Raw genomic sequence first — 15,419 nt, forward strand, 5'->3', positions numbered from 1 at the left:
CTCCCACTCTCATTCCCCTTCACCCTCGCCTCAACCAACTTCCCGTTCTCCCAGCTCATATCCACCTCAATATTCCCTTTCGCCTTCAGCCCTTTCACGCTGCCTTTCGGCCATATCGTCGGCAGTGCAGGCAGAAGATGAATTTCGTCTTCGTGGCTCTGCAGCAGCATTTCCGCAATGGCGGCGGTGCCGCCGAAGTTGCCGTCGATGACAAAGATGTTGGCTTTGGCTCCGGCTACGCCGGGTTTGGAGTAGGTGAGCATGTTGTCGAAGCACAGTTCCCCGATCAAGTGGGCGATATGCTGGACGGCTTGATCTCCGTCATGCAATCGGGCATAGAAGAGTCCGAACAGCGCCGCGGTAAATTCGATATCCTCCAGGTCGGCTCGGCTGTTCCGGTTCTCCAATGTCACTCGGGCTGCCGCAGCTAGTTCCGGCGTATGATGCGGCGTGATTTGGCTGCCGGGATACAGGGCATATAGATGCGACAGATGGCGGTGCTCCGGTTGCGCCTCCTCATAGTCCTCCAGCCATTCCTGCAGCTGCCCCTTCTTGCCGATCATCAGCGGAGGCAATTGATCCAGCGCCGTCTGCCACTTCTGCTGAAGCTCCTCATCCACGCCCAGCGTCTGTGCCGCCTTCACGCAGAATGCCAGCAGATCCCGGACCAGGACCTGATCCATGGTCGGGCCCATGGACAGCTGCTGGTGCCCATCCTCCGGATTGCTGGTATAAAAGCTGTTCTCCGGCGAATTCGACGGACCCGTCACCAGCCAGCCATACTTTGGATGCACGGTCATGTAATCCATGAAAAAGGCTGCGGCCTCCTTCAGGACGGGATAAGCCAGCTCCTCCAGAAAAGCCTGATCGCGGTTGTACGCGTGATGCTCCATCATATGCGTCGCGATCCACAATCCGCCCGTCACGTTCAGCCCCCAGGAAGTCCCCCACCCCGGTGACGCAAATCCCCAGGCATTGGAGAATACATGGGCCACCCAGCCTTCGGCATCATAATAATGGCGCGCCGCCGAGCGTCCTTCCACCGATAGCTGCTGGATATACCGCATGAGCGGCTCATGGCTCTCGCTCAGATTCGCGGCCTCCGTCGGAAAATAGTTCATCTGGGTGTTCACATCCAGGTGATAATCGCAGCTCCAGGCCATTTTGTTGGCTTCGCCGTCATTCCATATGCCTTGCAAATGCATGGGCAGGATGGAGTCTTGTCGTGACCCGCTAATCGTCAAGTACCGGCCGTATTGATAAAACAACGCAAACAACGCCGGATCGTCCCCGTTGCCCTGCTTAAACCTGCCGATCCGCTCGTCCGTAGGCAGACTGGAATGCTCGGAGCTTCCCAGCTCCAATCGTACACGGGCATACAGCGGCTGGTAATCCGCCAGATGCTTGGCTCTCAGCGCGTCATATCCCAGCAGCACAGCCTGTTCTAGCTGCAACGCGCTTTTCTCCCGCCAGCTCTCACCTTCTTGACGGTAATCCGTATTCACCGCAAAATAAATCGCCGCCTCATCCGCTCCGGATACGTTTATGGTGTCATCCGTGCAGCTCACCTGCCCGCCTTCCGTTACGACGCGCAGCTGGCCTTGGCAGGACACCCCGCACTCCCCATTGCTATGTACGCTTTCCAGCGCCTGTCCCTGGAATTCGATCGTATCCTTACTAGTAACGACAGCATGAAAAGGACCATTCTCGCCTCGAATCGAAATGCGGAATGACACGCCTAACGAGCCATGGCTGCTACGGATCCGGGAAACGATCACCTGATCGGCATGGGAAGCAAATACCTCTCGCGTCATCTCGGCTCCATCGATCTCGTAAAAAGAACGTGCCACCGCCTCCTCCAGATCCAGTTCCCGATGGAACAGCGGCTCAGCTGCTGCATCTTGTCTCCCGCCTTCGGGTGACTTCATGTTGTGATCAAACTCCAGAACGACTTGGCATAGTCCCAGATTGGTGCCAAAATTCAATTTTTCCGGCTCCAGGTGCTTCTTGGCTAGTCGATCGCCTTCGCGATAATCGCCCTGGAAGAAGTGTTTCCGCATCTGCTCCAAATCCGCTTTGCTGTTGCTTCGTCCTTGAGCCGGCTCCGGCTGGCCGGACCAATAGGTGGTTTCGGTGATATTCCATATTTCTCTGTTTGGAGTGGATACCACCACATTCCCCATCCGGCCATTGCCGATCGGCAGCCCTTGCGACCAGCCCTGAGCCGGTTTCGTATACCAAAGCTTCATATCTGACATGTTGTTTTCTCCTCTTCATTTGATTTTCCAATATCGCGACAAGCACTACCCTTACAGCAAAAGCAAGAAATCGCGATCCCCGGATGAAGCCGGGAACCGCGATGAACTTGCAGATGTACATGATGAATAGATGATTTCTTGTTATGGATTAGGGACGATTTTATAAAGCTTGGATTCGGCCGCTTTTAGCGTCACATCCAGCGAAGAGCCAGACGCCGTCTGAGATTGGCCGCTCCAAACATCCGTCACCGTATAGGACGCCGCCCCTTCCGAAGCGATACCGGCACGAACGAGATCCACGGTGTGCTGTGCCGCATTTTGTGTATAGTTAAACACAGCTACGTAGTGGGTTCCCTGATCGTCCAGCACGAATACGTTTGCTGCCTGGGTGCCCGTGTTGCCTTCTACCGGCCGGAACGCCTTGCCCTTCATCGCCAGCCCGTTTACTTCCGGGTTGGTCAGCAGCGTTTCCATGTACTGCCGTGCCGTCGCATCCGTGACGTCATCCGAATTCAGGAAGACCGTACCGGAGATCGCGGCCGCATTGACGCGCGACTGCGCGCCTTCCATCGATCCGCCTTTGGTTAAGTGCATATAGTCCGGATCGGTATAATGGTAGATCGTTCCGTTCTGCCACCAGCCGTATGTGAGATTGTTCAGCTGGTATTCCGTGCTGCCGATGCTGCCGTCGATATCGCAGGAGATGCGGCGGCTGTGCGCATATTGGCTAGGGAACAGCGGCGCGATGGAAGCGCTGATGAACATGGAGCCGTCCAGCACTTCATTCACGTAAGCCATCCCTTGGTTATAGGCCTGGATGCCGGTTTGAACGTTGGCATCATAATGCTTGCCTTCCATTGCCCCATGGCTCAGAAAATCGATTTTGATATATTCAAAGCCCTTGCTCTTGAACTTATTCATGTAATAATCGATCCGCTGCTTCACGCCCGGATGCGTCGGATCCACGGCATAAGCGCCATCCAGCGTCGGCAGCACGTTGCCGTCCATATCGCGCAGCACGATATCGCCGTATTTATATTTGCCGTTCGTCCCTTCGACTTCCTGCTCCATATTGTTGCCCCAGTACACGAACGGCGAATAATAGATGCCGGCCTTCTGTCCATTGCTGTGAATGAGCTGAACCAAATCCGTCAGCTGCTGATCCGTCATGTTATCCCAATAGGAATCGAGATTGATGTAGATATCGCCTTCATTGTTGAAGGAATGGTTCTGAATATGGTCTTTAACATAATTCGAGACCGAAACCGCCTTGTCAAAGCTTAAATCGCTGGCATACGCTCCCCAGCTGTTCCAGCCGACCGGAACGCCTTCAGGAATGTCCTCGCCAAAGGCTAACGGAGGCTGGATCGCTGCATTCACCTGGCCAAACGCTTCCAGTCCGGTCCGGTAATCCTCGAAAAAGCCGACCATGATTTTCGGCGAAGCAATCTGTTTGCCCGTTACCTTTCCATGCGGAATCGTGTCCCACGTGGAGGTGGATGACGTAAATCCGCCATATACGCGCAGATTGTTCAATTTGTCATTCGAGCCGCTCCAATAGATGCCGGTCTTCCACGTGTCATGCGTCACCGATCCGATGACGAGACCGTTCCGGCTCGTATTGTCATAGATGGCCGTCAGCTCCGAGCTGATATACAGCCCGTTGTTGAGGCCGGTATTCATCGACTTCGCTTGGTATCTGGACCAAGCATCGTTGTCGAAAGGAACGACGAGGACCCGGTTATCGTCATAGCTGCCGATGTCGATGCCGCCTCTCGCTTCCATCGCGATAGGTGCGATGTTCCCCGTAGAAATTGCGGAATGATGGGAAGCGACCGTTTCCGTAAGCAGATACGGCCCGTCTTCATAGACGTAATAGATTTGGCTGAGCGATGGCATTCCCCCATCCTCATTCACGACCGTCACCTTGATGCCCTTGCCGGTGGCATCCTGGAATGGGACCACTTGATTTTTATAGAATTTATGATGTTTATAATCTGTACTTGCAACCATCCGGTCGAGCTGGATCTCGCTGTATAACCCCTTGGCAACCGGTTTGCCGTTCCAATTGTATTGCGACAATCCGGTCGAGGTGTTGTACAGCAGCTCATACGTCGGATTGGATACCTTGAAGCCGTTGGCATATTCGGTTAAGGTGATGGAGCCATAGCTCGTGGCTTTCTTTTGTTTGCCTAAATCGCCAATGCTGCCATCCGGGCCTGATCCGTTTTCGCCGGCTGAATCAAAGGTCAGCTCAATTTTGTCAAAATCGGGCGAGTATCCGCCTGCATCATCGAACAGAATCGTGTTGCTGCCCTGATTCAAGTAAATTTGAATCTGGTAGGTGCCGATCGTGTTCCAATCCGCTGTTTTCGGAAAACTGAAATTCTCCTTCTCCGCTCCGTTCACGGAGATCGAAGCCGCGCGGGAATCCCCTGAGATGTAGAACATGTTCATATTGTAGATACCGGCCTTATCGACCTGAATCCCGTTGAACGTCAGCGTGGAACCGCCGTATAGATTGCCGGCTTTTTGCCCGCCTGAACAGAAGCTGCAATCGACCGCTCCTGCATTGCCGGTAAACGTGTTCTGAGATGCCTCGGCCTCGTAGGAAAAGATGCCTCCGGCCGCCTGACTCGGCTGCTGTTCTGCCGAAGCCAAGGAGCTGCCTAGCACAGACCCCGCTAACAGAATCGATAAGAAGAGCATGAATGGCTTTTGGAAGAATTTGAACGGATGAATACGCACTGAACCTCTCCTCCTTTTATTGATTTCGAATTAATTTCAAGATTTTCGATTCGGCTGGCGCCAGCTCGACCACAAGCGTGCCTTCCGATTGACCTGCCGTTCCTTCCCACACATCCAGAACCGTATAAGATGCGTGCGCCTCGAGGCCGCAGCGTCCCAAGGAAACCGTCTTCAGCACGGACTCGGCCCCGTCAAAGTTAAACACGGCAATATACGTCGTTCCCGCTTCGCTCGGATGGGTCAGCACAAACGTATCCGCAGCCTGTTTCCCGAGATTCCCCTCTACGGGCACAAAGGTTCTGCCCAGTCTCGCAATCTCGATGATCGCCTCATTTCCCAGCCAGTTCTTGGCGCGCCATGCCGCTTCCTCATGCCGGAAGTCATCGCCCAGCAGCAGCACCGTTCCCGAGATCACGGACGCGGTCAGACGGCTTCGCCCTTCATGGCGGGTCGTCGAATCCTGGTTGAAGCTTTTATAGATCACGGCATGGTCCGGATCGTTAAAACGGTACAGCGTATCGTTCATCCACCACCCGTGCGTCAGCGAGTTCAGCAAATATTCCGTATCCTGGATCGTTCCGAACACATCGCAGGAAATTCTGCGGCTGTGCGCATAGGAATAAGGGAACAGCGGGGCAATCGACAGGTTGATGAAGAACGGTCTGCCGATCCGCTCCGGGGAGAGTTTATCCGTCAGATACGACAATCCGTAATTGTATGCAGCGATCCCCGTCGTAATATCCGGGTCGTAATGCTTGCCTTCCAGAGCCCCGTGAGCCATGAAATCCAGCTTGATATACTCAAATCCCTCGGAGACGAATTTATCCATGAACCAATCGATTCGCGCCAGGTTCCCGGGATGCGTAGGATCAATCGCAAGTCCGCCGTCAACATCCGGCAAAATCTCGCCATCCTGGTCGCGAAGCAGGATATCGCCATAGGTGTACTTCCCATCGGTGCCCTCCACGGGGCTGCCGAACCCAGCCGGACTTCCCCAGAACGCAAACGGCGTCCAGTATGTACCGGGTTTGTGCCCGTTTTCGCGGACCCTTTTCAAGGCATCCTCCATCTCGGCAGGCGTCAGGCGATCCCAGAACGCATCGAAATTCATGTACAGGGTATCCTCGTTGTGAAAGCCCTGCGGCTGAACCTCCCGCTTCAGAAAATCGCTCGTCGCCACATAGAGATCGTAATCCAGCGTGCTCATGGCGGCCGACCAGCTGTTCCAACCGATCGGGACGCCGCCGTCCCAGCTCAGTGCAGGCGCTACCTTCGCATTCGCTTCCCCATACGCTTCGAGTCCTGTCCGGTAATCGTCGTAATCCCCTACCATAACCAGCGGAGATGCGACGCGCGTTCCTCTTACGTAGCCATGCGGCTGGGAATCTCGGGTCATGGTGTCGGCCGCGCCAGCGTACAGTTCCAGTTCATCCAGCTTGCCTGCGGTTTCCCCTTTGGCGCGAATGCCGGTCTTCCACACGTCATGACTGATCGATCCCAGAATCAATCCATTGCGGCTATCCGGCTGGAACAAGGCCGTCACTTCGTAGCTTTCCGTTTCCAGCGGGGCTGTCTCCGTGAGGTAGCGAACCCATTTGTCATTGTCATATGGCACGCGCAGCACATGCAGCGCTTCTCCCGGAACCGTCTCGCTCCCGCTCGATACGCTATCGGTTTTCACCACCGCGATGCGGTTTACCTTCAATTCCTCTTGGCCGACTATGATGACCCGCGTGATGAAAGATGAAGCCCCCTCATAGACATAAAAATGCTGTTCCAGGCCTGGGAGCAGATCGGATTCATGTTTAATCACGGCATGGATTCCGGTTCCGAACGAATCTTGGATCTTCTCCGGCTGCCCCATCATATAGTGGCGGTCGTAATGTCCCGTATGGTATTCCCGACCCTGCCATCGAAAACCGCTTCGTACTTCTTGCAGAGCGAATCCCCTGCTGCCTGCGTAGGCGTAACCGCCTTTTTCCAAATCCACCTCGATGGCCACCAGACCATTCGCCAAGCGAATGTGAGTTTCGGCATTCACCCCCGCGTTCACCGCCGTATCGCTGCTTCCTAACATCTGTGGATTGCCTCCTTCTGCGTGCATCTGTGCTGCATTCAGGACGCTATCGCATCAAGCCCCTTTTACAGCTTGCTATCATTATAGAAGCGCGGGTAAAGCGCTTACTATACAACGATCTTCCGATCCATATCGGGATATAACGCATCTGGAGCGACCCATTTGTTAAAATGCAATATGGAGTTTCCTGCGATGAAAAGAACCATTAAAAAAGGCTAACCGTGAGCCATACATCGCTCTTGGGATAGCCTTTGTATTTAGTCACAACATTTGATCGCGAGCTATGATAAAACAATCCATGCCGTCAGGCCCCGTAAAGCTGGCAAACCGACCGACGCCGAGCTTTTCCTGAGGTTCGATGATGGCATGCGCGCCAAGTGACTGGGCTTTGGCTGACACTCGATCACAGTCTTGAACGGCATAATAAACATTCCATTCAGACAGAGCAGATCCTTGTTCAGATGCAACGATCGCCACGCCACTCTCATATGGACCCTTTTCGTGAAATAGAATGGCTGAATCCTGATTTCGGTACTCAAACTTCCAATCGAATAACTTCGAATAGAACTCTTCCGAAACTTCCAGATTGGTTGATGTAAGCTCCAGCCAGCCGGGCAGCCCTTCGGCTGCCATGCCCGAAATTAAGGGATTGGCATCCTTAGTTGATTGCAAAGTGATCACGGCGCCCATGGGATCCTGAATGGTGGATAAACGCAAGTTCATGACATCAAAAGGTTCTACCATTACACTTCCACCTAAAGCCTTAACCTTGGCAACTGAAGCATCCACATGCTCAACATGGAAATACAAGCTGGTATGGGGTTTAGCTCCCTTCGGAATAACCGGGGAGTCAAGGGAAGTCATGCTGCCCCATTCTTTCTCGCTCGAATACATCTTGGTCATGACCCTTCCCGGCAGCACTTCCTCCTTAAATGTCCAGTCGAACAACTCTCCGTAAAATGTTTTTGTCTTGTCGATACTCGGCGTCTTTAAGTCCACCCAGGCCAATTGGCCCGCCGTTTGCACAGGTCTCATCGAACATCCTCCTCCAAACACAAAAAAGCGCACACTCCTCCCAAGGAATGTGCGCTGGTGCGCTAATTGATATTTAATTCATATGTGTAGAATACCATGGTAAGGCATGTATTTCAAAATGATCCACAACGGTCATTACAAGTTCATACGATTATGCTTTATGATGGAGAAACTATAGCTCTCACGCTAGATCCTATCATTAGACGGTTGGTATGATGCCGCCGTAGATCACATATTCATAGCCTTTACTGAATCATTGAGTGATCACGTCAATCACCTTCGCCACGACCACGCACTCTATGACGAAGATCAGTAAACAACAAAAATAGAAAACGGACAGCTTGAGCTCCCCGAACTGATCCTTCCAAAAACGTCTGCGGAACAAGGAGATAATATCCGGCGTTAACGAATACTTCACCGACTGCTTCAGATCATCCACGTCATCGAATATCCGTCTAAAGATCCACTTATAGATCGGAATATTCAGGATGAACAACGCGACATAGATTAGAAGCTCCACGTGGCCGCGTCACCTCCTAGTTAAACATGCTTCCACCAGACCCCCGCGCACTCCGGCACCGTTGACCATTGGTTCGCTATGATCTTGTCCGTTAACTCGTCACCGAAAAAGAAGCCTGTGTTTAGCAATGCCTCCTCTACCGTATCAAAAACATAATCGGTCCGAATCCACTGATGGCTGAATCCGTATTGCTGCTCCAATTGAGCGTAATAACCGGTTAGGAAATCGGGAGGATTCGGCGTCTCCGTTCCGGTTCCCATCGTTTCCAGTATCAAGATCGTCCCCCCGGGTCTCAAAACTCGATGCAGCTCCGACATCACAAGTTCAAGATTCTCACGCCATTCCTCGTGGCTGGAATCGACCAGATAACTAATGCTCCAGCCCGATACAATCAGATCTACACTCGATGAAGCAACCGGGAGATTTCGATGATCAGCAACCATTGTGATCCAATTGCGAGCATCTAAAGCTTCAGAGCATTTTTCGTCCAAAATATCGAGCATGGGTTGCGATATGTCGGTACAGATCAATGATCTAGCGTCGGCGGCAAGCAGCATGGATAATCGGCCTGATCCTGCCCCCAAATCAAGGACATCCAGTCCTTCGTACGGTTTGACCCTATGGATAAGTTCAGATAAATCAGGCTGTCTGCTAACCATGGCCTCATAGGCTTGAGCCTGCTTGTCGTAAATTTCATCAATAGACACAATTTGTCCCCCTATCCAGCCCGCTTACGGAATTAATTCTCCGCGGATGTTCCTTGTCTTCTGTTCATGATGTGCTGTATCAGTTTGTACATGAAGCACAGCAGCAGCGAGAAGGCAATCATCATGAAATACGTGTTCCAATTGAAAAATTGATTGTTCATATGTATCGAAAGGAGTCCGCCGGACGTTATCGATTCGATGTGATCCCAGTCCGTTTGGCCCCACCTCAATTGGAAAGCCTCGGCTAGGATTTCTCTATAGATTTCGAGTCGATGAAGCTGATATGCATAACCCGCTGTGATATAGCCAGCCAGAGCTAAGATCACGAGGCTTAACCAGCTGAGAGGCATCTTCAGGTCTTTAAAAATACGAATCCATTGATAGACCAACATAAGAAAAAGAATGCTTAAAGGGATGAGCAGCAGGATGGCAGGATTGCCGTTTCCGGAGCTGCTGCCAGGTCGAGGCGTCATCATATTGCCGAATAGAACCACGCCTAGCAAGGCAAGCGCAATGATGATTAAAGCGGCAAAACGTCTCATTTTCATATCGGCACACCTCGCTCAAGCTTCCTTGCAAAAGCCTATAATCTCTTCATGAACGAGCTCCGGCATCTCATGGTTAATGGCGTGACCCGCCCTGTTAACGATGCGGTAGCGCATCCCGTTCGTCTCCAATCTGGCAACCGCTTTCGGATAATGACTAAGCAAATCCCGCTCGCCAATGACGAACAAGGACTTGCTGCGAATAGCCTGAATGTCGGCAGGCGAATGGATCGTAATCGCATGCTTCATCATGGAGCGATTGTTGAAGTACTTCAGCAAGTAGAACCAGTGCTGCATAAGCTCCGGGTTGTTCTCAAATGCATCTGCATGGGTACCGCACAGCTTACGAAGCAATGAACGCACATTCCGTTCCGAAGGGAATAAGGCTTCCGGCAGAAAAGCCCGCATCATTTTGCTCATCACTTCAAACTGGCTTCCGGCAATGCTCCCGGCCAAACATACGATCTTGCTCACCCGATCCGGTCTAACGATGGCGTAATGGTAAGCCAGATAAGCTCCATAGGATACGCCCGCGATATAAACAGCGTCCACGTTCATTGCCTCAAGGACCTCGTCCAACCATGTTGCCTGATTGAATTCGCGTGCATACTTGTCGTTCGGCTCGCTCTTCCCGGACCCTCCGATATTATCCACCGCGATGATATGAAAGTTACGGGATAGCTCCTCCACGTTATATATCCACATCATGGCGACGTTATCGCCCGTTCCATGCAGTAGCAGCAGCGGAGGAAGATCCGAAGAACCTACTGTTATAACGTGGGTCATACCGTAGGAAGTAGAAATATTATGCTGCTCATACGGTACCGTCCACGCTGACAGCAGGCGGTCGTAGGATGCATAGACGAGCTTTTGTCCATGATTGCTTTTGAATCGCTTCAATGCCTGCACCTCCAATGACATAAAATTTATCTTATGCACTTGCCTTCATGGTGTTCGGCATATATAGGGATCAATTGTTCCAGCTTATGTATGGTCCTGTATGGCTTCACGTCCAAAGAGTCGTCCCATCTCCCGTCTCTTGTATACCAGATGGCTTTGATACCGCATTGTGCGGCCCCGATTATATCGTTATGCGGTTGGTCTCCGACGTACCATGTTTCTGATGGCGTCACGTGAAGTTGGTTCAGAGCCCTCGTAAAGATTGCCGGCTCCGGCTTTTTGACGCCAGCCTCTTCGGAGATCACGATAGAATCGAAGTATTCGCGAATCCCCAGCTGATGGATCTTGCCCTCTTGGACTTGAACGGTTCCATTGGTGATAATGCCAAGCTTAAGTCCCCAAGTCTTCAACTCGCGCAGGACGGAAACCAGCTGATCCATCGGCTGGATACAACTGGCGATTTCCCGTCTGAAAAATGACAGGTATTCCTCCGCCTTCGGGGGATTCACCCACGGAAGCTGCTCGACCAGCATCTCATATACTTCGCGCTTATCCCGATAGCCGTTATGATCCGCTTCCTTGAATCGCTTGGCTATCATCATTTGGGCAGCTTCATCGGAGTCGGGAAAGTACCTGGCAATCAATCGCTTGATGAACGTGTTAATCGCTGCCCTTCTGTCCGTTAATGTCTCATCCAGATCGAAGATGATCGCTTTTACTGTCATAGGCGCCTGCTTTCTATTAAAAATGGGCTCTCTCTCCATTTCCCTTGATGAAGATAGGTTCCGGATATTTCAAAGCCGTCTGTGGCCGCTGATCCTCCGGATAGAACGCCAGCTCCGCAAACTCGTCATTCTCCGGGTCCAGCTCACCGCTCACAACGCTGCACTCGAACACAATGGTCAGGTACTCCACTTGGTGCCCATTGCTGTATGTATATCGGCGTTCTTTTCCGCCATACACCCCAATGATTCGCTCAGGATTGATATCAAGCCCCGTCTCTTCCTTCGCCTCGCGAATCATCGCCTCCGCCGGCGACTCACCCAGCTCGATGGCACCTGCTACAAGGCCCCATAATTCTTCCTGATGCTTTCTTCCGAACAAAATATCATCCTGATCATTTCGGATAATGCCTGCAACGGACGGCATGAATATCAGCTGATCTCCGATCTTGTCTCTCAAATCTTTATAGTAATCCGACATTCCCATGGCTTTACGCTCCTTTGGTTTTGTTCTTCATGCTGACATGGAAGGCTTGGAATCTACCTTCTTCTGCCTGGATCTCCAGCTCAAATGGGCTCACTCCTTATGTAACTTCACAGTTTCGAGGTTCGCTATGGATCTAATCTGTGCGATATGATGCTGGTTGTGCCATACGAATCGCTGCAAGGCGATGTCCAGGGTAAAGCTGCCGAGCACTTGGGTTCTCATGGTTCTTTTGAAATCCTCGGGATGTAGATCCTTAAGCAGGATAAGAAAACGAAAATGGAGTGTTTCCAGAAGCGAGAGCGAGTTCTCCACGGGAACTTCCGTGTAATCGCTCAGCTCAGCCCATAAATCCTCCCGGTACGAGCTTGCCAGCGGCTCATCCTCGGTCAATGCCCGTTTGAATCGCAAGTAAGCGTTCATGTCGTTATCGGCGAGGTGGTGCACGATTTGCTGAATGCTCCAGCCACCTTCACGGTATGGCATGTGCAGCTGGGAAAGAGGACACTTCATGATGATTTGCCGAAGCGTCGGTACGATTGAAGGGATCTGCTGCATAAACTTCTGTCTGTCCTCCAAAGTTGGCTCCACCAATGGCTCAAAGGAGCCCAGGGGATAACGGATGCTGACCACCACTTCCTTACCTCCTCAATACATCATCGTACCCTTCATATGTTTCTAGTCGCAGATAGATCGAATAAACAATACACCGGATAATACGGAAAGCAGCATGTGTATTTCCGGTTTCCCGAACATCTCAATAACAAACAGCCTTCCAAGTCCAAACCACTCGATCCAATAAACACCAGGAATAAAGATGATAACTGTAAGTATAGCAGCGGGCAATAACAGCCACCTTAATCGAACTTGCCCCTGAATTAAACTACCCAGTGCTCTCCACTCTATTAAAACTCCGAACAGGAATCCGTATAAACTCATCTTTAATAACGAGAATTGCTGGGGAGATAAATCTGTATAGGCCCTTTGAATTTCATTATGAGTTTCTGTCATCAGGTAGAGCAGCATGACCATACCGATCACAACAAATCCGCCAAAAGCCATTTTTTTAGGTTGGATCATCCCTCTTTCGCTCCTTTATTCGAAAAAATAATACGAAATATCCGCTAAGAATTATGATTATGCGATGCCCCCGAAGTTAGAAGCGTTAAGACGGATGAAACAGCGCAAGCGGGTGCTGTACGCCTTTTTCGAGGCTCTCCACAATCCGCCTCATAACTTCGGCATCCCGGAATATCATGCTGTCATCCGCGAAGAGATCAGGCAGCGTGACCCAGCGGCAATCCTTGATCTCGTCAGCACCCAACTCAAGCGAGCCCCCGGTCACGATTCCGGTAAAATGAAACATGACGACATGGTAATTCAAACTGCTGATGAACTGATAAACCCCTGTTGTGCCCGTCAGTTGTACTTCATACCCTGTTTCTTCCTTCACTTCTCTAATAGCCGCCTCCAACATCGTTTCTCCAGGCTCGATGCGCCCTCCCGGGAAGTTCCAGGTATCCCGAACCGAAGGTTTATTTTCTTGGATAATAAGCACTTGATCTCCCTGTACGAGGGTAACGCTGACCACAAGCACGATCCCATTTTCCGTCATATCCACAATCCTTTGCACATGATCTACATAAACAGAACCCTCCTTTGGCGTTAACCACGAGGAGGGTTCTTGGATGAAATATCTGGTAACTCCCTTTATTCTACCGTTAACGCACATAACACGCAATCGCACGACGTTGTTGAACCTTCAACTCGAATGCCTCTCCTTCCCAAGCATTTGGCCCACCGCTGCTAGAAGTCTTTTTTTAAAGATAGAGTCACGCGTCGGGTCAAGCTAATAAGGCAGAGAGTATATTATTGAATACTGAATGCTCCAGAACATCGCCCCATGATCATGATGTCAAATTCTCCGGTTACCCTTCTGAATACCAGTATTGCAAGAAGCAAGCATGTTCTACAGAACATTCCCATCGGAGATTTTTCTACCTATTTATTTTCTTTGAAATAAGGGAACTACGATAAATTGGAGGTTGAGCGATGTCCGGGTATGTAAATGTTGATGTCCCGATCGAACTGCTGTTCACGGATCTGATTACGGAGGAAAGAAAAAAAGATATTCCCAACTACACCGATAGCTGGTACGAACATCATAAGCTTTCCGCTGATATGCCGATCATGCGTTTTGATTCGCACAAGAGCCTGTACCGATATTTCATGAACGAACAAGCCAGCCCGTCCGCGTACCTGGATTGGTATAAGAATATCTTTCTCACCAGGGGAATCGACCCGCCTTTACAGGATGAAGAGGTCCTCTCCTTTAGGAAAAATCAGTATCACATGATGAAGGTGGATCTGTCGTCCAATAGCGCTTTTTTTCACCAAGACCCGCCTTTGGTGAAATTTAATCGCGCAGGAGGTTATTTTAACCTGAGGGACGGACATCACAGGTCGACTTTTTTGTATTGCCAAGGTAAACGGAGCATGAAAGTCAAAATGTCCAGCGAAGATTATATGGACTGGATGAATATCGAAGGGCTGTCAGAGGTTGCCGATTCTTTTCAGAGATATCAACGGAGCCTTATTTATACCCCCATACTGCACCCTTCCTATCTTCATTTGAAGAGCGAGCGCGATCAAGCCTATCCGACAAGACTTGATGTCATTATGGATTTCTTGGGTACACGTTCTCTTCTCGGCACGAAAGTGATCGATATCGGCTGCAATATCGGATATTACGCGCGGCATTTCGCCCGCCAAGGTGCGCACGTGACCGGACTGGAGCCGCTGGCTGAGCATTATGATCTGGCTTTGCAGCTGAATCGGCTGGAAAGGGTGAACTTTGACCTGCTTCCGGACCGCTTCGAATCTTCATCAAGACTTCAGCGGTATGAGATCGGCCTCCTGTTAACCGTTTTTTATCATCATATGGGAGACCAAGATATCCGTAACGCTTTTATGCGGAAAATCAATCAATGCATTACCGATATGCTCTTCTGGGAATCAGGCGGCGAGCCGGAAACGGAAAAATCGTTGCTGCTGCAAAATACGCATTTCACCCGGTATGTAAAGCTGGCGGCCACATCGGGCACAGGGAAAGTAAGGGAACTCGGCGTATTCTTAAAAACCTGAAATGGGTGGTTACAAAAAACTCGGGAGCCTGTGCTTCTTGAGGCGTTATTTACGTTCATGACGGTATTGAGGTCACAGGGGCCTGCAGCTACAATGGTCTTCTTGGCCTCTTTCTTGTGCCGTACCACCGCGGAGCCGGAAACAACCGGAGAGGCGGAGCTAGGTTTACATATTACGAGCAGCCTGATGGACTTTTCATGGATCAACCCGCGAGGGATCACAGGTGGCTTTCCAAAGAATAACCAAAACAAAAGCAAAAACCTAAAAAAATGTAAATAC

14 protein-coding genes are annotated in these 15,419 nt (G+C 51.0%); 1 reads left to right on the forward strand and 13 read right to left on the reverse strand.

Annotated elements, in window-relative coordinates:
• From RB298_RS08700 to RB298_RS08760, 13 genes are all read right to left on the reverse strand, one after another.
• Positions 1-2,258 (reverse strand): glycoside hydrolase family 95 protein (locus tag RB298_RS08700; RefSeq protein ID WP_486046818.1); only part of this gene is annotated, 2,258 nt, incomplete at its 3' end.
• A 141-nt stretch (positions 2,259-2,399) separates the two neighbouring features.
• On the reverse strand, positions 2,400-5,006 hold the full coding sequence (locus tag RB298_RS08705; protein WP_096775898.1) for a carbohydrate-binding protein: 2,607 nt from the start codon (positions 5,004-5,006) through the stop codon (positions 2,400-2,402).
• Between the two features lie 16 nt (positions 5,007-5,022).
• Complete coding sequence (locus RB298_RS08710; protein ID WP_486046821.1) at positions 5,023-7,083, reverse strand: alpha-galactosidase; 2,061 nt, start codon at positions 7,081-7,083, stop codon at positions 5,023-5,025.
• A 261-nt stretch (positions 7,084-7,344) separates the two neighbouring features.
• Complete coding sequence (locus RB298_RS08715; protein ID WP_486046823.1) at positions 7,345-8,118, reverse strand: VOC family protein; 774 nt, start codon at positions 8,116-8,118, stop codon at positions 7,345-7,347.
• A gap of 253 nt (positions 8,119-8,371) precedes the next feature.
• On the reverse strand, positions 8,372-8,638 hold the full coding sequence (locus RB298_RS08720) for a hypothetical protein (RefSeq protein ID WP_486046825.1): 267 nt from the start codon (positions 8,636-8,638) through the stop codon (positions 8,372-8,374).
• A 20-nt stretch (positions 8,639-8,658) separates the two neighbouring features.
• A complete protein-coding gene (locus RB298_RS08725) occupies positions 8,659-9,345 on the reverse strand; it encodes a class I SAM-dependent methyltransferase (protein WP_486046826.1) in 687 nt (228 codons plus the stop codon).
• A gap of 32 nt (positions 9,346-9,377) precedes the next feature.
• The gene (locus tag RB298_RS08730) at positions 9,378-9,893 is read right to left on the reverse strand and encodes a hypothetical protein (protein WP_096775903.1); all 516 of its coding nucleotides are present in this window, start codon (positions 9,891-9,893) and stop codon (positions 9,378-9,380) included.
• 15 nt (positions 9,894-9,908) lie between these two features.
• A complete protein-coding gene (locus RB298_RS08735) occupies positions 9,909-10,790 on the reverse strand; it encodes an alpha/beta fold hydrolase (RefSeq protein ID WP_486046828.1) in 882 nt (293 codons plus the stop codon).
• A 26-nt stretch (positions 10,791-10,816) separates the two neighbouring features.
• Positions 10,817-11,515, reverse strand: coding sequence for an HAD family hydrolase (locus RB298_RS08740; protein ID WP_486046830.1), 699 nt, complete (start codon positions 11,513-11,515; stop codon positions 10,817-10,819).
• A gap of 16 nt (positions 11,516-11,531) precedes the next feature.
• On the reverse strand, positions 11,532-11,999 hold the full coding sequence (locus tag RB298_RS08745; protein WP_096775906.1) for an NUDIX domain-containing protein: 468 nt from the start codon (positions 11,997-11,999) through the stop codon (positions 11,532-11,534).
• A 90-nt stretch (positions 12,000-12,089) separates the two neighbouring features.
• Complete coding sequence (locus tag RB298_RS08750; RefSeq protein WP_015736525.1) at positions 12,090-12,632, reverse strand: YfiT family bacillithiol transferase; 543 nt, start codon at positions 12,630-12,632, stop codon at positions 12,090-12,092.
• A 42-nt stretch (positions 12,633-12,674) separates the two neighbouring features.
• A complete protein-coding gene (locus RB298_RS08755; protein ID WP_192571159.1) occupies positions 12,675-13,076 on the reverse strand; it encodes a hypothetical protein in 402 nt (133 codons plus the stop codon).
• 85 nt (positions 13,077-13,161) lie between these two features.
• Positions 13,162-13,611, reverse strand: a complete 450-nt coding sequence (locus RB298_RS08760) for an NUDIX domain-containing protein (protein ID WP_486046833.1) — start codon at positions 13,609-13,611, stop codon at positions 13,162-13,164.
• 437 nt (positions 13,612-14,048) lie between these two features.
• On the opposite strand from RB298_RS08760, the gene RB298_RS08765 reads away from it, so the two are divergent.
• Positions 14,049-15,140, forward strand: coding sequence for a class I SAM-dependent methyltransferase (locus tag RB298_RS08765; RefSeq protein ID WP_486046835.1), 1,092 nt, complete (start codon positions 14,049-14,051; stop codon positions 15,138-15,140).
• Positions 15,141-15,419: the final 279 nt, after the last annotated feature.

Source organism: Priestia sp. BR_2 (genome assembly GCF_041954005.1).
GTDB lineage: Bacteria > Bacillota > Bacilli > Paenibacillales > Paenibacillaceae > Paenibacillus_AQ > Paenibacillus_AQ lautus_A.